The 19,197-nt window shown below is 58.9% G+C and carries 18 protein-coding genes; 10 read left to right on the top strand and 8 right to left on the bottom strand.

Annotated features, from left to right (window positions below):
* The first annotated feature begins 42 nt into the window (after window positions 1-42).
* The gene (gene gshB / locus B0B09_RS09855; protein ID WP_076659404.1) at window positions 43-981 is read left to right on the top strand and encodes a glutathione synthase; all 939 of its coding nucleotides are present in this window, start codon (window positions 43-45) and stop codon (window positions 979-981) included.
* Here the strand turns inward: gshB and B0B09_RS09850 are convergent.
* Genes B0B09_RS09850 through cobU form a run of 4 tightly spaced genes read right to left on the bottom strand, consistent with a single transcriptional unit; the run spans window position 978 to window position 4,384 of the window.
* Window positions 978-2,492, bottom strand: coding sequence for a YifB family Mg chelatase-like AAA ATPase (locus B0B09_RS09850; RefSeq protein WP_076659403.1), 1,515 nt, complete (start codon window positions 2,490-2,492; stop codon window positions 978-980). The two genes, gshB and B0B09_RS09850, sit on opposite strands and share 4 nt — an antisense overlap.
* 52 nt (window positions 2,493-2,544) lie before the next feature.
* Window positions 2,545-3,234 carry a glutathione S-transferase gene (locus B0B09_RS09845; protein ID WP_076659402.1) on the bottom strand — a complete coding sequence of 230 codons (690 nt, stop codon included), beginning with the start codon at window positions 3,232-3,234 and terminating at the stop codon, window positions 2,545-2,547.
* A 59-nt stretch (window positions 3,235-3,293) separates the two neighbouring features.
* A complete protein-coding gene (locus B0B09_RS09840; RefSeq protein ID WP_055293852.1) occupies window positions 3,294-3,863 on the bottom strand; it encodes a histidine phosphatase family protein in 570 nt (189 codons plus the stop codon).
* On the bottom strand, window positions 3,860-4,384 hold the full coding sequence (gene cobU, locus B0B09_RS09835; protein WP_076659401.1) for a bifunctional adenosylcobinamide kinase/adenosylcobinamide-phosphate guanylyltransferase: 525 nt from the start codon (window positions 4,382-4,384) through the stop codon (window positions 3,860-3,862). Before cobU ends, B0B09_RS09840 begins: the two co-directional genes overlap by 4 nt.
* Before the next feature lie 94 nt (window positions 4,385-4,478).
* On the opposite strand from cobU, the gene B0B09_RS09830 reads away from it, so the two are divergent.
* From B0B09_RS09830 to B0B09_RS09800, 7 genes are all read left to right on the top strand, one after another.
* Window positions 4,479-5,357: an RNA polymerase factor sigma-32 gene (locus B0B09_RS09830; RefSeq protein WP_076659400.1), complete on the top strand. Its 879-nt coding sequence runs from the start codon at window positions 4,479-4,481 to the stop codon at window positions 5,355-5,357.
* 65 nt (window positions 5,358-5,422) lie between these two features.
* A complete protein-coding gene (coaBC, locus tag B0B09_RS09825) occupies window positions 5,423-6,616 on the top strand; it encodes a bifunctional phosphopantothenoylcysteine decarboxylase/phosphopantothenate--cysteine ligase CoaBC (protein ID WP_076659399.1) in 1,194 nt (397 codons plus the stop codon).
* Window positions 6,613-7,068, top strand: a complete 456-nt coding sequence (gene dut, locus B0B09_RS09820; RefSeq protein ID WP_084190775.1) for a dUTP diphosphatase — start codon at window positions 6,613-6,615, stop codon at window positions 7,066-7,068. Before coaBC ends, dut begins: the two co-directional genes overlap by 4 nt.
* Window positions 7,065-8,126 (top strand): HesA/MoeB/ThiF family protein, encoded by a 1,062-nt coding sequence (locus tag B0B09_RS09815; RefSeq protein WP_076659398.1) that lies wholly within the window; start codon window positions 7,065-7,067, stop codon window positions 8,124-8,126. Before dut ends, B0B09_RS09815 begins: the two co-directional genes overlap by 4 nt.
* 34 nt (window positions 8,127-8,160) lie before the next feature.
* Entirely contained in the window at window positions 8,161-8,943 is a 783-nt protein-coding gene (locus tag B0B09_RS09810) for a transporter substrate-binding domain-containing protein (protein WP_076659397.1), read from the top strand.
* 44 nt (window positions 8,944-8,987) lie between these two features.
* Entirely contained in the window at window positions 8,988-9,776 is a 789-nt protein-coding gene (locus B0B09_RS09805; RefSeq protein ID WP_076659396.1) for an amino acid ABC transporter permease, read from the top strand.
* Window positions 9,777-9,869: 93 nt separating this feature from the next.
* A complete protein-coding gene (locus B0B09_RS09800; protein ID WP_076659395.1) occupies window positions 9,870-11,897 on the top strand; it encodes a M3 family metallopeptidase in 2,028 nt (675 codons plus the stop codon).
* On the opposite strand, the gene B0B09_RS09795 is transcribed toward B0B09_RS09800, so the two are convergent.
* Complete coding sequence (locus B0B09_RS09795) at window positions 11,894-12,793, bottom strand: cation diffusion facilitator family transporter (protein WP_076659394.1); 900 nt, start codon at window positions 12,791-12,793, stop codon at window positions 11,894-11,896. The genes B0B09_RS09800 and B0B09_RS09795 overlap by 4 nt on opposite strands.
* A 52-nt stretch (window positions 12,794-12,845) precedes the next feature.
* Entirely contained in the window at window positions 12,846-13,376 is a 531-nt protein-coding gene (locus B0B09_RS09790; protein WP_055293866.1) for an SH3 domain-containing protein, read from the bottom strand.
* A gap of 107 nt (window positions 13,377-13,483) precedes the next feature.
* Between B0B09_RS09790 and B0B09_RS09785 the strand changes: the two genes are divergently transcribed.
* Both B0B09_RS09785 and B0B09_RS09780 read left to right on the top strand, forming a co-directional pair.
* Complete coding sequence (locus B0B09_RS09785; protein WP_076659393.1) at window positions 13,484-14,470, top strand: 2-hydroxyacid dehydrogenase; 987 nt, start codon at window positions 13,484-13,486, stop codon at window positions 14,468-14,470.
* A 113-nt stretch (window positions 14,471-14,583) separates the two neighbouring features.
* Entirely contained in the window at window positions 14,584-17,079 is a 2,496-nt protein-coding gene (locus B0B09_RS09780) for a GcvT family protein (protein WP_076659392.1), read from the top strand.
* 24 nt (window positions 17,080-17,103) lie between these two features.
* Here B0B09_RS09780 and B0B09_RS09775 read toward each other — a convergent pair whose 3' ends face one another.
* Complete coding sequence (locus tag B0B09_RS09775) at window positions 17,104-18,174, bottom strand: NAD(P)/FAD-dependent oxidoreductase (RefSeq protein WP_076659391.1); 1,071 nt, start codon at window positions 18,172-18,174, stop codon at window positions 17,104-17,106.
* Entirely contained in the window at window positions 18,171-19,103 is a 933-nt protein-coding gene (locus tag B0B09_RS09770) for an aldo/keto reductase (protein WP_076659390.1), read from the bottom strand. Before B0B09_RS09770 ends, B0B09_RS09775 begins: the two co-directional genes overlap by 4 nt.
* Window positions 19,104-19,197: the final 94 nt, after the last annotated feature.

Here is a 19,197-nt window from a genome sequence, read left to right as displayed (position 1 = left end):
TGGGCCATCAACACGCCAGCTTGATAATGCAAGAGGCCTGCCATGACGCTTAAGATCGCTTTCCAGATGGACCCGATTGGGCCGATCAATATTGATGCCGACAGCACCTTCCGCATCGCCGAGGAAGCGCAGGCGCGGGGGCATAGCCTGTTCTATTATACGCCTGACAAGCTCGCCTATGATCAGGGCCGCGTGATGGCGAAGGGCTGGCCGCTCACGGTGCAGCGCGTCAAAGGCGATCACTTTACGCTGGGCGACGAGCAATATGTCGATCTGTCGGAGTTCGATGTTGTCTGGCTCCGGCAGGACCCGCCGTTTGACATGAGCTATATCACCACAACCCATATTCTGGATATGATCCACCCCAAGACATTGGTGGTGAATGATCCGTTCTGGGTGCGCAATTATCCCGAAAAGCTTCTGGTGCTCAATTTCCCCGATCTGACGCCGCCCACGATGATTGCGCGCGACCTTGAGACGCTCAAGACATTCCGCGCGCAGTATGGCGATGTGATTCTCAAGCCGCTTTACGGCAACGGCGGGGCGGGTGTCTTCAAGATGAAGGGTGGCGACAGTAATCTTGCATCGCTGCATGAGCTTTTTTCCGGCATCAACCGCGAACCGCTGATCATGCAGCAGTTTCTGCCGGATGTGTCCAAGGGCGATAAACGCGTGATTTTGGTGGATGGCGAACCGGTCGGTGCGATCAACCGTGTGCCTGCCGCCGGTGAAACGCGCTCGAACATGCATGTGGGTGGACGCCCCGAGAAAGTGGAACTGACCGACCGCGACCGCGAGATTTGTGCGAGGATCGGGCCGCTCTTGCGTGAAAAGGGCCAGATTTTTGTCGGCATCGACGTGATTGGGAAATGGCTGACCGAGATCAATGTCACATCACCCACCGGCATTCAGGAGTTGGAGCGCTTTGACGGTGTCAACATCGCCGAGAAGATCTGGCAGGCGATCGAGGCACGGCGCTAGACCTCTTTGGTCATCGCCAACCGGTAGCTGACCGCCTCGGCCACGTGGGGTCTTTGGACATCTGCTTCACCCTCTAAATCCGCGATTGTCCGCGCTACCCGCAGGACGCGGTGATAACCACGTGCCGAGAGGCCAAAGCGTTCCGCGATTTTGAGCAAGAGTGCACGTCCCTCTGCGTCAGGCGTTGCGATTTCATCGAGCAGATGGCCTTCGGCGTCGGCATTGACCCTTGCAGCGCCATGCCCCGCAAACCGTGCGGTTTGAATGTCGCGCGCTTTATGGACGCGGCTGGCAACATCGGCCGAGCTTTCGCCGGTTTCGGGGAGGTCGAGATCGGTAAAGGCGACGGCAGGTACTTCGACACGCAGATCGAACCGGTCCATCAGCGGGCCTGAAATACGCCCCAGATAATCCTCGCCACAGATCGGTGCACGTGTGCAGGCGCGGGCCGGATCCGCGAGGTAGCCGCATTTGCAGGGGTTGGCCGCCGCGACCAGCATAAACCGGCAGGGATAGCGCACATGGGCATTTGCGCGGGCCACGACCACTTCGCCGGTTTCGATAGGCTGGCGCAGGGTCTCAAGCACGGTGCGCGGGAATTCCGGGAATTCATCCATGAACAACACCCCGTTATGCGCGAGGCTGATCTCGCCGGGCTTTGCGCTGCGGCCACCGCCGACGATGGCCGCCATTGATGCCGTGTGGTGCGGTTCCCGAAAGGGCCGTTCGCGGTTGATCCCGCCTTCGTCCAAAAGCCCCGACAGAGAGTGGATCATCGAGGTCTCGAGCGCTTCGGATGGCGATAATTGTGGCAAGATTCCGGGTATCCGGGCGGCGAGCATAGATTTGCCGGAACCGGGTGAGCCCACCAGAAGCAGGTGATGCCGCCCGGCGGCTGCGATCTCCAGCGCGCGTTTGGCCCGTTCCTGTCCTTTGACTTCCGACAGGTCGCGTGCACCGTTTCGTGCCAGAACCTCGCCCGGTTGGGATGATTGTAGCACCGCCTGCCCTGTGAAATGCCGCACCATCTCGGCCAGACTGCGGGGGGCGATGACATTCACCGAGCCGACCCACGCCGCCTCTGCGCCGCAGGCCTGCGGGCATAGCAGGGTGCGGTCGCCTTCGGCAGCGGCCATGGCAGCGGGAAGTGCGCCGGCCACAGGCACCAAGGTCCCGTCGAGGGACAATTCGCCCAAAGCGACCGTCTGGGACGCGACATCCTGCGGAATGATTTCGAGCGCGGCCAGCAGAGCCAGTGCGATGGGCAGATCGAAGTGCGACCCTTCTTTGGGCAAATCGGCGGGAGAGAGGTTTACTGTGATCCTCTTCGACGGCAGGGCGATAGCCATCGCGCTGAGTGCGGCGCGGACCCTTTCGCGCGCCTCCGAGACGGCCTTGTCGGGCAAACCCACGATGGCGAAGGCTGGAATACCAGGTGTCACGGCGCATTGCACCTCGACCAGGCGCGCCTCGATCCCTTCGAATGCAACTGTGTAGGCCAAAGCGACCATGGCGTTTTCCCCGTTTATGGTTAACGGGTACGGCCTGGGTCTTTAAGAAAGGTTAACTTTTCTCTTCGGGCCAAGGCTTTTGTGCAAACGGCAAGGCGTAGGGGAAGGGGCTGTGCGTTTCCTTGAGCGCCTCTTTGCGCCATGCCAGAAAAGCGGGGTCGGAGAGATGGGCCGCGACATAGGCGCGGGATTCTTCGCTGACCGGCAGATCATATGCGGTGATCCGCATTGCAACGGGGGCATAAAACACATCGGCCAAGGAATAGTCGCCAAAGAGCCATGGTCCGTTTTGTCCGTGCCTTTCGCGGGCAAGGGACCACAGGTCTTCGATGCGGCGCAGGTCTGCTTTGACGGCGTCGGCGGGTACGAAACCCTCCCAGACAAAACCAAGCATCATGGGGCAGGCGTTGCGCAATCCGCCAAAACCACTGTGCATTTCTGCGGTGATGGAACGGGCCAGTGCGCGGGCCGCCGGATCGCGAGGATAAAGGGCGCGTTCGGGATGGTTTTCGGCAAGCGTTTCAGCCATCGCCATACTGTCGGTCACCACATATCCTTCGGCGGTTTGCAGTACGGGCACGGTGCGGGCTGGGGCAAGATGTGCGAGGTCCGCTTGCATGGTTCCAGCGTAGAGCCCGACCATATGCGCCTGATAGGGCAGCCCGAATTTTTCCAGCATCAGCCAGCCCCGCAAGGACCAGCTACTGAAGGTGCGATCACCGATGTAGAGTTGATATGTCATGCAGTAAGTCTAGCCCTAAGAGAAGCGTTCTGGCGATCAGTATTCTGTGACGTCCTGCATCACGGTTTGTGATTGATATGATCGACGGACCAGCCGGTTGACTTGCAGGACAGGGTTGTGACCGACAGGTTGTCGATCTTGTGCCCGAAGGCCTCATAGGCGCCGATACCCAATGCGCGCTGAAGCTGGGTGAGGATAACACCAAAATGGGCCACAACGATCAGATCGGGGTGACCCGCGTGCAGGTATCCGTCAACTGCGCGATCGACGCGCGCACGGACCGCGTTCCAGCTTTCGCCGTTGGGTGGGGCGATGGTGCCGGGGGTTTCCCAGTAGGCGCGAATTCTCTGCGGATCTTCGGCCTCTACTTGGGCAAAATTGCGCATCTCCCAGTCGCCAAAGTTGATTTCGCGCAGATCAGGCGCGTGGGGCAGGCGCACTTTGGGGATCAGTGCATCTGCCGTGGTGATCGCGCGGCTGAGATCGGAGGACACAACAGGGGCATCAGGCAGGAAGGCGCGCAGGCGACCGATGGCTGCGGTGTCTGACAGGTCGGCGGGCAGGTCTGTCCAGCCGACCATCGCTTTGGCATGTGTCGGCCCGTGTCGGACCAGCCAGAGCTTGGTCATGGGAGGGTTCCCTTGAGAACCAGTGGCAGTCCTGCCATGACGGCGACCACAAGTCCGGCCTCGGATGCAATCCGTTGATTGAGCGCACCCTGTGCATTGCGGAATTTGCGCGACAGGGCATTGTCGGGCACTATGCCTTGGCCGACTTCGTTCGAGACGACGACGATAGGGCCCTCACAGGTGGCGATCGCCGAAAGCAACGCGTCGGTGTGTTCGTCCACATCGTGGTCACCTAAAATCACGTTGGTCAGCCAGAGAGTGGCGCAGTCGATCAAGACGGTCTGATGGGGCGTGATTCCAGCCAAAGCGGGACCGAGATCCAACGGTTCTTCGATCGTCGTCCAGCCCGTTCCGCGCATGTCACGGTGCCGCGCGACCTTCTCGGCCATTTCATCGTCGAACACCTGTGCGGTCGCGATATAAACGGGTGCCTTCCCGCTTTGCAGCACAACGTTTTCCGCGAATGCGGATTTGCCAGACGCGGCGCCCCCCAGAACAAGTGAAAGTTTCGGCAGAGGCATTTTGTTCACTTTTTTTGATCCATTTTGGAAACGCCTTCGTAACTAGTTCAAACAAAGAAGTTAATGCAACAGACTGCGACTTGGGAGAATTACAATGGGTGTGACCGGTTTTTCTGATCAAACTTTGTCTCGGACAGCGATGAAAGCAGAGTTGCTTGACGCTGAGACCGAATTGGCTTTGGCCTATGCATGGCGGGACCAGCGCGATGAACAGGCGCTGCACCGGCTGATTACAGCTTATATGCGGTTAGCCATTTCGATGGCGTCCAAATTCAAGCGCTATGGCGCACCGATGAATGACCTGATCCAAGAGGCCTCGGTTGGCCTGATGAAGGCCGCTGACAAGTTCGACCCTGATCGCGGCGTGCGCTTCTCGACATATGCCGTCTGGTGGATCAAAGCGTCTATCCAAGATTACGTCATGCGCAATTGGTCGATGGTACGGACCGGTTCAACCTCGTCGCAAAAGTCGCTGTTTTTCAACATGCGCCGCGTACAGGCGCGGCTTGAACGTGAAGCGGCAGCCGAGGGCCGCGAACTCGACCGCCATGAAATGCGCGAATTGATTGCGATTGAGGTCGGCGTGCCGTTGCACGACGTTGAGATGATGGAAGGCCGCTTGTCCGGCTCCGATTTTTCGCTGAACGCCACCCAATCTGTTGATGATGAAGGGCGCGAATGGATTGATGCGCTTGAGGACGACGGCATACAGGCTGCCGAGAAGGTTGAGAACACGCATGACAACGAGACCCTGCGCCAGTGGTTGCTGACCGCTCTGTCCGGCTTGAATGACCGTGAACAGTTCATCGTGCGTGAGCGGAAGTTGCGTGATGAGCCGCGCACGCTTGAAAGTCTCGGAACCGAGCTTGGGCTGTCGAAAGAGCGCGTGCGTCAACTTGAGGCCGCTGCCTTTGGCAAGATGCGCAAAAGCCTTGAGTCGCAAAGTTCAGAGGTTCACGCATTTTTTGCCTGATCGCGGACATTGTGTTTCCGGTCTGATTTGACCTAGTGTCGGACGACCCTGATCGGAGCGCGTTGATGCTGGCAAACAAGCATATCCTGTTAATTGTTGGCGGCGGCATCGCCGCCTTCAAATCGTTGGACCTTGTGCGCCGGTTGCGTGAACGTGGCGCGCAGGTGACGCCTGTTCTGACCAAATCAGGGGCAGAGTTTGTGACACCGCTGAGCCTGTCGGCGCTATCCGCTTCAAAAGTCTATCAGGACCTTTTCAATCTGACCGATGAGGCCGAGATGGGCCACATTGAATTGTCGCGGGCCGCCGACCTGATTGTGGTGGCCCCAGCGACGGCTGACTTGATGGCCAAAATGGCGGGCGGTTTGGCGACTGATCTGGCCTCAACCCTGCTTTTGGCGACCGATAAACGCGTCTTGATCGCGCCATCAATGAATGTCCGCATGTGGACGCATCCGGCGACCCAGCGCAATCTGGCGACCTTGCAAGATGACGGTATTCTGGTCGTTGGCCCAAATGAGGGCAACATGGCCTGCGGTGAATATGGACCGGGGCGCATGGCCGAAGTGCCCGAGATTATTGCGGCCATTGGCGCGGCACTTGCCGATGGTCCGTTGAAGGGCAAGCATATCATTGTCACCTCTGGTCCCACCCACGAACCGATTGACCCGGTGCGCTATATCGCGAACCGGTCGTCCGGTGCGCAAGGCACGGCAATTGCCGCTGCACTTGCAGCGCTGGGCGCGAATGTGACCTTTGTAACGGGGCCAGCGGATGTGCCGCCGCCGATGGGTGTGAACACGGTGAAGGTCCAGACGGCGAAAGAGATGCTGGCCGCCGTCACATCGGCGGGTGCAGCTGATGCGGCTGTTTTTGCGGCGGCTGTCGCGGATTGGCATGTGGCAAATGCGGGGAACAGTAAGATCAAGAAGGACGGCGCCGGTCTGCCACGTCTCGATTTTGCGGAAAATCCTGACATTCTGGCGACGGTCTCGCAAATGACCGAGGGACGGCCCCGCCTGGTGGTGGGCTTTGCCGCGGAAACCGATGATGTGATCGCCAATGCCACCGCAAAGCGTTTGCGCAAGCAGTGCGACTGGATCGTTGCCAACGATGTATCGCCCGACACCGGCATCATGGGTGGGTCGGAAAATGCGGTGACGCTGATCAACGACGCAGGGGCGGAAAACTTTCCACGCATGACAAAAGCAGATGTCGCCGCGATGCTAGCCGGCCGGATAGCAGAGGCACTTGCGTGAGTGTGACGGTACAATTTCAATGGGTTGAGGACGCGGATCAGAGCCTTGGCTTGCCGGCGTATGAAACGGCGGGGGCGGCAGGTTGTGATCTGCGGGCCAACTTCGCCGACCGTCAGGCGGTTACGCTGGGCGCAGGTGCGCGGGCCTTGGTGCCCACCGGTCTGCGCATGGCGATCCCTGCGGGATACGAGGTGCAGGTCAGGCCACGGTCTGGTTTGGCGCTCAAGCACGGGGTGACATTGCTGAATACCCCCGGCACGATTGATAGCGATTATCGGGGGCCGTTGGGCGTGATCATGGTGAACTTGGGCGATGCGCCTTTCGAGGTAACCCACGGCATGCGGATTGCGCAGATGGTGGTCGCGCCTGTCGTACGGGCAGACTTTGAAACAGTTGCGCGTCTTGACGAAACCGCGCGTGGCGCGGGCGGATTTGGGTCCACAGGCCAATGATTATGGTCGGTACAATGGCGATAACCCTTTGGGTTATCGGGTGGGCCATGAAAGTGCCTTATGCCGTGCGCTGGAATATGATGGCGCTTTTGCTGGTGGGTGTCATGCTGGTGCATGTGATCCTGCCGGACGGCCACCCCTTGCGCATGGCGACGGGCGGTGATGCGCGGCTTTGGGCGATCATCTTTGGCTTTGGCGTCATTATCTGGGGATATGGCAAGCTGCTGCGCCGCCTGCGGTCGCGGGTGACGTCACAAGAGGCGGCACCTGTAAAATCCGAGAGTTTTTCACCCACGGAACTGGACCGCTATGCGCGCCATATCATTCTGCGCGAAGTGGGTGGACCCGGGCAAAAGGCATTGCGGGATGCAAAGGTTCTGGTCGTGGGCGCCGGTGGTCTTGGCGCGCCTGCGCTGCAATATCTGGCGGCTGCGGGTGTTGGCACGATTGGTGTCATTGACGATGATGTTGTCGAGAACGCCAATCTGCAGCGGCAGGTCATCCATCTTGACCGGAATATCGGGGTGCCCAAGGTCCATTCCGCCGCCGAGGTTATGCGCGCCCAGAACCCTTTTGTTACCGTGCGCTCCTATCACCGCAGGCTTGAGGCGGATATCGCCGACGACCTGTTTTCGGAATATGATCTCGTGCTGGACGGTACCGATAATTTTGCGACACGGTACCTGGTGAACCGGACTGCGGTGGCGACGGGCAAGCCGCTGATCGCGGCCGCGCTGACCCAATGGGAAGGCCAGATCAGCGTCTATGATCCGGCCCATGGCACACCCTGCTATGAATGTGTGTTTCCCGAAGCCCCTGATCCATCGCTTGTGCCCAGCTGTGCCGAGGCGGGCGTGATCGGCCCGCTGCCCGGTGTGATCGGGGCGATGATGGCGGTTGAGGCGGTAAAAGCAATCACGGGGGCGGGGCAGGGCCTGAAAGGGCGTTTGCTTATTTATGATGCGCTTTACGCCGAAACCCGTACTATCGGTGTGAAACCGCGTGCAGACTGTCCTGTTTGCCATGGCAAAGGCTTGCACGGGGCTGCGCCACATTGATAGTGGCGCTGAAACTATCAACTGGGAGCCTGCTATGAAATTCCTTGCAACACTGGCCGCGTGCCTTTTGGCGACAACCGCTGTCGCGGACGGTCATCTGCCAAACCTTGAAGGTCGCGAGATCGTCGTTGTGACCGAAAATGCCTATCCGCCACTGCAATTCATTGACACAAGCGGCAATGCGGTTGGCTGGGAATATGACGCGATGGCCGAGATCGCGCAGCGCCTGAATGCGACAGTGGTCTATGAAAACATCAGCTGGGATGCGATGATCCCTGCCGTGTCCGAAGGGCAGTTTGACCTTGGCATGACCGGCATCACGATCCGTGAAGATCGTGCCGAAGTCGTGGACTTTTCCGAAAGCTACATGACCTCTGAGATGGTGATGATGGTGCGCGGCGATGAAGACCGTTTCACGGATGCCGCAAGCTTTGCGGCTGACCCCGATCTGCTGATGGCCGCGCAACCCGGCACCACTCCGTTCTACGTTGGCGTTTATGATGTACTTGACGGTGATGAGGCAAACCCCCGGATCAAATTGATGGAAACCTTTGGTGCGACGGTTCAGGCGTTGCGGACTGGCGATGTTGATCTGGTGCTGACCGATGGCACCGCAGGCAATGGCTATGTTGAGGCCTCTGATGGCGGGCTGAAAATTATCGGCGAGAAGCTGGGAACCGAGGACTTTGGTTTCATTTTCCCCAAGGGCTCTGATCTGGTTGAACCGATCAATGCGGCGATTGCGGATATGCTGGCCGATGGCACGATTGATGCGCTGAACACGCGTTGGTTCCTCGATTACAAACTTGGTGAGTAAGCCCTAAACGGAAGGTCCCGGGTCAGGTCCGGGACTGCGCGCTGATGATCCCTACTTCCCCCAACGACAAGGATTTTCCTTGGTGGCTGGTCGCTGTTGTGGCGATTGGCCTTTACCTGTTCTGGCAGGTGCTGACGGTTGAAACATATGCCCGCGTGCTGTCGACGCTGCAGCGGGGGATTTGGGTCACGATCTATGTGACCTTGGTGTCCTACACGATGGCCTGTGTGCTGGGGCTTTTGCTGGCACTCGCGGCCTTGTCACGATCACTGGTTTTGCGGCAACTCGCGCGGTTCTATATCGAGATTGTGCGCGGCATCCCGATTATCGTGCTACTGCTCTATGTGGCGTTCGTGGCGGCACCGGCGATGGTGGCGGGGTGGAACTGGGTCGCCGAGATGATCGGGCTTGAGCCTGTCCGCACGCGGGATTTTTCGCTTTTGTGGCGTGCGGTGATTGCACTGACCATCGCCTATTCGTCCTTTCTGGCCGAGGTGTTTCGTGCAGGCCTGCAATCGGTTGATGAGGGCCAGATAGAGGCGGCAGAGGCGCTGGGCCTGAACCGTTGGCAGCGGTTTCGGTTCATTGTGTTTCCGCAGGCGCTGCGCACGATCCTGCCGCCCTTGGGGAATGATTTTGTCGCGATGGTGAAGGATTCCTCGTTGGTATCTGTGCTGGGCGTGACGGATGTGACGCAATTGGGCAAAGTCACAGCAGCAGGCAATTTCCGCTATTTTGAGACGTATAATGTCGTGGCGCTTGTTTATCTGACGATCACAATCACCCTGTCGATTGCCTTGCGGCGGTTCGAGAAACGTATGCGCACGCGGTAAGCGCGAAATTTGCGTTTCGTGGCCAAGATGAAGCAGGGGGGGGTGGTGCCAAGCGCCATCGCGCACTACCTCTTGTTGCAAAGGAGACTACTAATGACAAACCCGTTGCTTGCCGAATGGGAGACACCTTTTGGGTTGCCGCCTTTCGATGTGATTTCTGATGATGATTTTGCGCCGGCTGTCGATGCCGCACTTGCGATATCGCGCGCGAATATTGCCGCCATTGCGGAAAACCCCGATGCCCCTGATTTCGCCAATACGATTGAGGCGCTGGAGCGGGCCGATGAGACGCTGGGGCGTGTGTTGGGGGCATTCTACAGCCTTGCAGGGGCTGATAGTAATCCCAAGCGTGAAGCCTTGCAGCGTGATTTCGCCCCGCTTTTGAGTGCTTATGGCTCTGAGGTGTCGGAAAATAAAGCGCTGTTCGCGCGGGTCGAGGCAGTTTGGGAAAACCGGGAAGCGCTTGATCCGACGCCTGAGCAAGAACGCGTGTTGATGCTGACGCGGCGCGGGTTTGTGCGTTCGGGCGCGCAGCTTGAAGGAAAGTCCGCCGAAGCCCTGCGTGATGCGAAATCGCGCCTGTCGGTGTTGGGCACGTCTTTCACCCAGAACCTGCTGGCGGATGAGCGCGCATGGTTCATGAAACTGGGCGCAGATGATCTGGATGGTCTGCCGGATTTTGTGATCGCGACAGCGAAAGCTGCGGGCGAAGAAAAGGACGCAGGCGGGCCTGTTGTTACACTTTCACGGTCGCTGATTGTGCCGTTCTTGCAGTTTTCCGAGCGGCGGGATTTGCGCCAGAAGGCCTACGAGGCATGGGGCGCGCGGGGTGCGAATGGTGGCGAGACGGATAACCGTGCCCTTGCAGCCGAGACGCTGAAACTGCGCGAAGCGCGGGCCAAGTTGTTGGGCTATGACAGCTTTGCTGATTTCAAGTTGGAAACCGAGATGGCGGGCACGCCCGTGGCGGTCCGCGATCTGTTGATGCAGGTCTGGGAGCCCGCCAAGGCGGCCGCCGAGGCCGATGCCGTGATCTTGGAGCGGATGTTGCATGCGGACGGGTTTGATGGTCCGCTCGAGCCTTGGGACTGGCGGTTCTATGCTGAAAAGCGGCGTAAGGAATTGCATGATCTCGATGAGGCCGAACTGAAGCCGTACCTGCAATTGGACCGGATGATTGAAGCGGCTTTTGCCTGTGCGAACCGTCTTTTTGGGCTGGAATTCGCGCCGATTGAGGGGCCGGTTTACCACCCTGATGTGCGGTTGTGGGAAGTCACCCGCGATGGCGCGCATGTGGCGGTGTTCATCGGTGACTATTTTGCGCGTGGTTCTAAACGCTCGGGGGCATGGTGTTCTGCCATGCGCTCGCAGCAGCGGTTAAGCGGCGATATTCGCCCGCATGTGGTGAATGTCTGCAATTTCGCCAAGCCGGAGGCGGGCAAGCCTGCGCTGCTTTCTTACGATGATGCGCGCACTCTGTTCCATGAATTCGGCCATGCGCTGCACCAGATGCTGTCGGATGTGACCTATGAAAGCATCTCGGGCACATCCGTGGCACGGGACTTTGTGGAACTGCCAAGCCAGCTCTATGAACATTGGCTGGAGGTGCCAGAGGTGCTGGCCGAATTTGCGACCCATGCCGATACGGGCAAACCAATGCCCGAGGATTTGTTGAACCGCATGTTAGGTGCTGCAACGTACGATATGGGTTTCCAGACGGTAGAATACGTGGCCTCTGCGCTTGTTGATCTGGGCTTTCATGACGGACCGGCCCCTGCCGACCCGATGCAGCGGCAGGCGGAGATTCTGGAAGAAATCGGTATGCCGCGCGCGATCCGGATGCGCCATGCGACACCGCATTTCGCCCATGTCTTTGCCGGTGACGGCTATTCCAGCGGTTACTACAGCTACATGTGGTCCGAGGTGATGGATGCGGATGCTTTTGCTGCATTTGAAGAGGCGGGCGATCCGTTTGACAGCGCCACAGCCAAGCGGTTGGAAGAAACCGTGCTGTCTTCGGGCGGGTCGGTGGATGCGGCGGATCTTTACACCGCGTTCCGTGGCCGCTTGCCGGGGGTTGAGGCGCTGTTGAAAGGTCGCGGTCTGGATAAAGCCGCCTAGGGGCGGTCGTCGTCGGGGTGTTTGGTCACCCCGACGGGATCTTTGTGGATCAGAACATCGGCGCGGGGGTAGGCCGCGATAATCGCGCGGCGCAGGCTCGCGCCGATCCGATGGGCCTCATGCAGGGTCTGGTCGCCATCAAGTTCGATATGCAGGTTCACGAAAACACGGCTGCCTGCGACGCGTGTTTTCAGGTCGTGGTAGCCGTGGACGCCGTCGAAGTTCGCGGCGATTGCAGCGATGCCGGCGATCATCTCGGGGTCGGCCTGGCGGTCCATCAGCGCGTCCCATGCCGCTTTGCCGATACGGACGGCGCCAAAACCAAGGAAGACGGCTGCAGCGAGTGCCACGACGCTGTCAATCTGGTGCAAGCCAAAGGCGGCTGAGGCCCAGAGTGCGATTATGGCGCCGATATTCGGGATCAGGTCGCCGATGTAATGCAGGCTGTCTGCCTTAACGACCTTGTTGTCGGTCTTGGCCGCGACATGGCGCTGCCAAAGCACCAAGGCCAGTGTCAGACAGATAGAGAAGATAATGATCGCAATGCCTTGGCCTTCACGTTCAGGCAGGACAACGGTGTCGTCCAGCAGGCGGAAAACTGCAGCAAATGCGATGACACCTGCGGAAATCATGATGAACGTGGACTGCGCAAGCGCCGCCAGATCTTCGGCGGAAGTATGGCCAAAGTTGTGGTCATCATCGGCGGGTTTGGCGGCATAGGCGATGGCGATCAGACCACCCAGCGACATCATCAGGTCAAGCGCACTGTCGGCGAGAGTGGCGGCCACCGCCAGCGATCCGGTTTGCGACAACGCCCAGAGCTTGGCCAGCACGAGGATCAGTGCGACCGAGACGGAGAGCACTCCGGCGGAAAGGTTGAGGCGTGTCTCGTTCATATTATCCCAGCTAGCGGGGCTGCGCGTGCAATGCTAGCCTCAATAGGTCGGATCAGTCACGGATTTCCGCATCTGCGACGCCCCAGATTGCGGTCTTCGGGGCCCAGCCTTTGTAGCCACCTGCGGTCAATTCGCACCAGTCGGGGTTGCAGTCGCCAAGCCGTGCCACGACACCTGCCTCCAAGATTGCGTTCTCGGTGGCGTTCGGTTCGGGGCGGCTGCGCAGGATCAGGTCATCTGCTTCGACAATGACTGTGCGCGCGCCTGAAAGCATGCGGTAATGCACCCAGCCGCCTTGGCCGTCGCGGTCAATGACCCGCCGCCAATGGCCGTATTCCGCGATGATCTGTAGCGGCATATCACGGCGCTGAAAGACCCAATCAATGCGGTGTGACAATGACGGGCCGCGGCGGACGTTGGCCTCACCTGCGCGGAGCGACACGTAGCGGGGCAACGGCAGGTTCGTTTCTGGGCCGATTGCGGGGCCTGCGTCATTTTGCTGGGCGACGCCTGCGCTCATACAGATAACGATCGCGAACGCCGCGATCCAGAACACGCGAAACCAATGCGCTATTGCACCCATTGTTTGCCCTTACTACTCATTTTGCGGCGCGCAGTTCTTGTGCTGCGCGTCCCTTTGGCGCAACCTGCCATGACAAGTTGAATTTGAAAAGCTATGGAGTGCAACAGATGCCAGGTAAGCAAATGAGTGTTGTCGTGACGCGACGGTTGCCTGAGGTTGTCGAGACACGACTGAAAGAGCTTTTCGACGTTGAATTGCGTGATGACGACACGCCGATGACGACCGAGCAACTGGCCGCCGCGATGGGCCGTGCGGATGTTCTGGTGTGTACGATCACCGACAAGATTGATGCGAGACTTTTGGGCCGCGCTGGTGAGCAATTGAAGCTGATTGCGAACTTCGGTGCCGGTGTGGACCACATTGATGTGGCAACCGCCCGCCAGCGGGGCATTCATGTCTCGAATACGCCAGGTGTGGTTACTGAAGATACCGCCGATATTGTGATCGCGTTGATTTTGGCTGTGACCCGTCGCATGGCCGAGGGGATACGTGTGGCACAGTCTGATAGCTGGGGTGGATGGGCACCCACGGCGATGCTTGGTGGGCGGATCAAGGGGCGCCGTTTGGGTATTCTGGGGATGGGCCGGATCGGGCAGGCCGTGGCGCGCCGTGCGAAAGCATTCGGGATGCAGGTCCATTATCATAATCGCAGGCGTTTGCGCCCCGAGATCGAGGAAGAGTTGGACGCGACCTACTGGGAAAGCCTTGATCAGATGGTGGCCCGCGTGGACATCCTGTCGATCAACTGCCCGCATACGCCCTCGACATTCCACCTGATGAATGCGCGGCGGCTGAAGCTGATGAAACCCACTGCGGTGATTGTGAACACATCACGTGGTGAAGTGATTGATGAAAACGCCCTGACGCGGATGCTGCGGGCTGGGGAAATTGCGGGCGCGGGTCTGGATGTGTTCGAGCGGGGACACGAAATCAATCCGCGCTTGCGTGAACTCTCTAACGCGATCCTTTTGCCGCATATGGGATCTGCCACACTCGAAGGCCGGATCGAGATGGGCGAGAAGGTGATTGTGAACATCAAGACCTTTGCCGATGGCCACAGGCCGCCTGATCTTGTCGTGCCCTCAATGCTTTGATCTGACTTTGATTTGGGCTGTGTCGCTTTCGTACCGAAACGCGTCGGCTGGTTCTATCGCTTTGTGACGGTTTCGCGCAAATTGGCGTCAAAGATGCCAAGGGAGTCGTCATCATGAAAACCCAAGTTAAAGCACTGGTCGTCGGCGGCGGCGCGGTTGGCACGTCCATTGCATATCACCTTGCGAAAGCTGGCTGGGATGACGTGATGCTGCTTGAGCGGGATGAGTTGACCTCGGGCTCCACATGGCATGCGGCGGGTTTGTTACCGCTTTTCAACATGTCGTTTGCGACGACGCATATCCACAAATACTCGGTCGATTTTTATAAATCGCTTGAGGCGGAAACGGGACTGAACGCCGGTTTTGCTGTCGTGGGCAACTTGCGGATGGCCCAGACGCAAGAGCGTATGGATGAGTATATGCTTTACGCATCGACCGCTGAAACCTGCGACGTGCCCTATGTCTGGATGACGCCTGAGGAGATCAAGGCGAAATGGCCATTGATCCGCACCGAAGACCTGAAAGGCGCGCTTTATCATCACACGGACGGCTATATTAACCCCGCCGATGTGACCCAAGCGATGGCCAAGGGTGCCCGCCAGCGCGGTGTTGCGATCGAAAGGAAATGGCAGGCGGATGCGTTCCATTGGACCGGTGAAGCGTGGGAAGTGACCTGCACCAAGATGGTCGAAAAAGGCGGCAACCTTGTCCCTTCGGACGAGCAGATCGTGATTACGGCAGAGCATGTTGTAACAGCATCCGGCAACCATGCGCAGACTACCGCCAAGAAGCTGGGCATCAAGATCCCTGCGATCCCTGTGGAACACCAGTTTATTGTCATGGACCAAGACCCCGCACTGGTTGATTTCCGTGCGCAAGGCAATGTCGAACACCCTGTGATCCGTGACGCTGATGCGCAGTCTTACGTGCGCGAGGAACGCGGCGGCTGGATTTTGGGTGTTTATGAGAAGAATGCCCCTGCGGTCTTTGAATATGGCGTGCCCGAGAGCTTCCGCGCTGACCTCTTCCCGCTCGATCTGGAGCGGATCGAAGAGCAATATATGGCGATGATCCACCGCATCCCGTCCTGCGAGGAAAGCGGCCTGAAAGACGATTTCAACGGTCCGATTTGTTATACCCCCGATGGAAACCCGCTTGTGGGGCCTGCGCCGGGCCTGACGAATATGTGGCTGGCAGAAGGGTTTTCCTTTGGCATCACGGCGGCAGGTGGCACAGGGTATTACCTTGCCCAGATGATGGTGGATGGCGAGGCCGAGATCGACATGGCATCGCTTGATCCCAAACGCTATGGCAACTGGATGACCACCGAGTTTGCCGCGCGCAAGAACGAAGAATGCTACGATCACGTCTATATCCTGCACCATCCCGATGAAGAGCGCCCCGCTTGCCGTCCGCTGCGCACATCACCGGCATATGACCGGCAAAAGGAACGTGGCGCGCAGTTCGGGTTTGTGAACGGCTGGGAACGTCCCAATTACTATGCGCCCTTGGGGTTCAATGACCACGACAGTCGCTCTTTCCGCCGTGGCGGCTGGTGGCAATATGCCGTCGAAGAAGCCAAGGCGATCCGCGAAGGTGTTGGTCTGATTGACGCCACCGCCTTTGCGAAACACCGGATCAGTGGTCCGGGGGCAGCGGCGTTTCTGGATTGGTTTACGACCAATAAGCTGCCACGCGTGGGACGCATCAATCTGACCTATGCGCTGACGAGCCATGGGACGACACGCACGGAATTTACCATTGTCCGGTTGGCCGAAGATGACTTTTATCTTGTCTCGGCAGGGGCATGGCACGCCTACGATCAGGATTACCTTTACAAGCTGATCATGGAGAAGGAAGACGAGTTTGGGCGCATCAACGAACAGGATGTGACAACGCAATGGGGTGTTTTCGCTATTGCCGGACCAAAGTCGCGCGATGTGCTGAATGCCGTGATCAAGGATGCAGACCCCGCAACGGCGCTGTCCAACAAGCGCTTTCCGTGGCTGTCTGCCAAGCAGATCGAACTGGGTATGTGTCCGGTCAATGCGATCCGTGTTGCCTATACCGGTGAGCTGGGGTGGGAGCTGCATCACCCGATTGAGATGCAGAATTACCTCTTTGACCTCCTGGAAAAAGCAGGCGAGCCGCATGGCATGAAACTGGTCGGTGCCCGCGCGCAGAACTGGTTGCGGCAGGAGAAATCCTATCGTGCTTTCGGCAACGAACTGGGCCGCGATGCGACACCGCTAGAGGCCGATTTGCCGCGTTTTGTGGACCTGTCCAAGGACTTCAACGGGAAGGCCGCGATGGAAGCGAAAGGTATTCGTTCCAAATGCGTCACCCTGCTGATTGACGGGCCGGACGATGCAGACCCTTGGGGCCGTGAGGCGCTCTATGCAATGGACGGAACACGTGTGGGCCGTTTGACATCTGGCGGATATTCGGTCGCGTTCGAGAAGTCGATTGGTCTGGGATATGTGACGCCTGAACTTGCTGTGGTTGGGACGAAACTTCAGGTCAAGATGCTGGATCAGCTTTGGGCGGCCGAGATCGTAGAGGACAGCCCGTATGATCCCAAGAATGCGACGATCCGTGTGGATGGGTAACGGTAAGGTGGGTTGAAACCCACCTTACGCAAAGCGCTGTGGCGAGAGTGCTGCAACGGTGTCTTTGGGGAGTTCCGAAGGCGCACCGGCGATCAGATCATACAGCAACTGTGAGGCGGCGGGGGCGGATTGCATCCCGTATCCGCCTTGGCCTGCACACCAGATAAAGCTGGGGTCGCCGCTGTCGGGGCCGAGCACCAGCGTCCGATCTTTTGAAAACGTCCGCAGGCCAGCCCATGAGCTGAGCAAACGTGTGACCGGTTCGGTCACATTGGCCTCATAGCGGGCAAGGCCTTCGGCCAGCACCATGTCATCGGCATAGGCGTCATGCGGGGTGACAGGGTCTTCCTCGGCGGGTGACACGATCAGCGCACCTGCATCCGGTTTCGCGTACCAGTTTTCGCCCGGTCCGAAGATCATGGGCCAGCCGCTCACGTCATGGCCGCCAGGCGCGGGGATCCGCGCCATCGAGCGGCGCAGCGGGGTAAAACCCAAAGGCGTGATCCCCGCCATCGCAGCGATTTCATCAACCCATGCGCCCGCTGCATTCACCAGATGGCGCGCTTCAAAGGTTTCGGTACCCGTATGTACGGTCCAACCTGTGGCGTTGCGGTCGATGCTTTCCACGCGCGCTTTCGTACTGATGGTCGCGCCGTTCTGTCGCGCCATCCGTGCAAAGGTCTGTACGAGTTTATCCGTGTCGATGTCAGACGCCGCCGTATCGAAAGCCGCGCGATCAACGACGCTGTCATCGAGGATCGGGACCATGGCCTTAGCCTCTGCGACCGTAATGCTGTCAAGATGCATGGCCTTTCGATCGGCAGCGAAGGCTGCGGCAGTTTCCGCATCGCCGACCAGCATCAAGCCGCGCGGGCTGAGTACATCGGCGGATTTGTGAAAGGCATAGCTGGCCTTGTTGAGTGCGATCGTTGAGGGCTTGCCGTAGTTTTGTTCAAACAGGGCCGCAGACCGGCCAGAGGCGTGATAGGCAAGGGCGTCTTCACCTTCAAAGAGCGTCACGCTGCCCAGTTCCGAAAGGCGGGCGGCCGCCGAAACACCCGCGATGCCGCCGCCAATGATGAGAAAATCAATCACGCTTCTTCGAGCCGGTCTGTGGCGGGTGGGGGCGTGATGCTGAGTGCAGTAATCTTGTCATAGACCTCAGGTGTCATGGTGAATTTTTCGGCTAGCAAAGAGGGGTGGAGCTGTTCTTCGGAGCGGGCCGAGATGATGGGAAGCGGTTTGATCGCGTGGTTGGCTGCCCAGGCAACGGCCAGCGTCGCTGGATTGACGCCCAGCTCTGCGCCAAGGGCCGTCAGTTGTTTTGCCGTTTCGTGCATCCAGTCCTGCGCATAGCGCGCCTGATACCGTGTATCGGTCGTCAGGCGCCCCGTTCCACCCTTGGCGTATTTGCCCGTCAGCAACCCGCCCCCCAAGGGTGAATAAGGGACGACAGTGATGCCCTGATCGGCGGCCATGGGGAAAATCTCGACCTCGCTCTGGCGTTTGACAAGGCTATACATCGGCTGGATCACATCGATTTGCGTCCCCAGTGTTTTTGCAACGCTTTGGGCCTTCATCACCTGCCATGCGGCATAGTTCGACACGCCGATGTGGCGGATCAGGCCATGTGTTTGCAGTTCCGCCAAAGTGCTGAATGTTTCCTCAAGCGGTGTGTCATCGTCGAAACGGTGCATGTAGAGCAGATCGACAGCATCTTCCCGCAACTGTTGACGGCACCTGTCGAAGTGTTTCGTGATGTTGGCCTGCGAGGCGCCGCCCACATAGCCGACTTTGGTGGCGAGATAGAGAGAGTCGCGGTCCGCCTTGATCATCGCGCCAAGCAATGTCTCGGACGCGCCATCCGTATACATCACAGCCGTATCAAAGTGATTGACGCCACCCGCGCGGGCAGCGTCAAACATGGCTTGACTGGCCGCTGCGTCGGCGGTGCCGCCGAATTGCATCGTGCCAAAGGTCAGTCGGGAGAGCGGGGCGCCAGCGCGCGTGGTCAGGGTATTCATGGGCAAAGACTGGCATGCATTTGTCACGATGAAAAGACAGCGCGCGTTCGGGTGCTGACGTTTGCGTGCATTGACAGGCGGGGTTATGAAATGG

Source organism: Yoonia rosea (genome assembly GCF_900156505.1).
GTDB classification, from domain to species: Bacteria; Pseudomonadota; Alphaproteobacteria; order Rhodobacterales; family Rhodobacteraceae; genus Yoonia; species Yoonia rosea.
This window is presented reverse-complemented; position numbering and strand designations above follow the sequence as displayed.

Bases quoted from the DNA above. Each gene is read 5' to 3' on its own strand.
- B0B09_RS09810 (WP_076659397.1), top strand. From the start codon at position 8,161: ATGAAATTCCTTGCAACACTGGCCGCGTGCCTTTTGGCGACAACCGCT.
- B0B09_RS09845 (WP_076659402.1), bottom strand. From the start codon at position 3,234: ATGACATATCAACTCTACATCGGTGATCGCACCTTCAGTAGCTGGTCC.
- cobU (WP_076659401.1), bottom strand. From the start codon at position 4,384: ATGCCTCTGCCGAAACTTTCACTTGTTCTGGGGGGCGCCGCGTCTGGC.
- B0B09_RS09850 (WP_076659403.1), bottom strand. From the start codon at position 2,492: ATGGTCGCTTTGGCCTACACAGTTGCATTCGAAGGGATCGAGGCGCGC.
- B0B09_RS09795 (WP_076659394.1), bottom strand. From the start codon at position 12,793: ATGAACGAGACACGCCTCAACCTTTCCGCCGGAGTGCTCTCCGTCTCG.
- B0B09_RS09800 (WP_076659395.1), top strand. From the start codon at position 9,870: ATGACAAACCCGTTGCTTGCCGAATGGGAGACACCTTTTGGGTTGCCG.
- gshB (WP_076659404.1), top strand. From the start codon at position 43: ATGACGCTTAAGATCGCTTTCCAGATGGACCCGATTGGGCCGATCAAT.
- B0B09_RS09785 (WP_076659393.1), top strand. From the start codon at position 13,484: ATGCCAGGTAAGCAAATGAGTGTTGTCGTGACGCGACGGTTGCCTGAG.
- coaBC (WP_076659399.1), top strand. From the start codon at position 5,423: ATGCTGGCAAACAAGCATATCCTGTTAATTGTTGGCGGCGGCATCGCC.
- B0B09_RS09830 (WP_076659400.1), top strand. From the start codon at position 4,479: ATGGGTGTGACCGGTTTTTCTGATCAAACTTTGTCTCGGACAGCGATG.
- B0B09_RS09770 (WP_076659390.1), bottom strand. From the start codon at position 19,103: ATGAATACCCTGACCACGCGCGCTGGCGCCCCGCTCTCCCGACTGACC.
- B0B09_RS09840 (WP_055293852.1), bottom strand. From the start codon at position 3,863: ATGACCAAGCTCTGGCTGGTCCGACACGGGCCGACACATGCCAAAGCG.
- B0B09_RS09805 (WP_076659396.1), top strand. From the start codon at position 8,988: ATGATCCCTACTTCCCCCAACGACAAGGATTTTCCTTGGTGGCTGGTC.
- B0B09_RS09815 (WP_076659398.1), top strand. From the start codon at position 7,065: ATGATTATGGTCGGTACAATGGCGATAACCCTTTGGGTTATCGGGTGG.
- B0B09_RS09780 (WP_076659392.1), top strand. From the start codon at position 14,584: ATGAAAACCCAAGTTAAAGCACTGGTCGTCGGCGGCGGCGCGGTTGGC.
- B0B09_RS09790 (WP_055293866.1), bottom strand. From the start codon at position 13,376: ATGGGTGCAATAGCGCATTGGTTTCGCGTGTTCTGGATCGCGGCGTTC.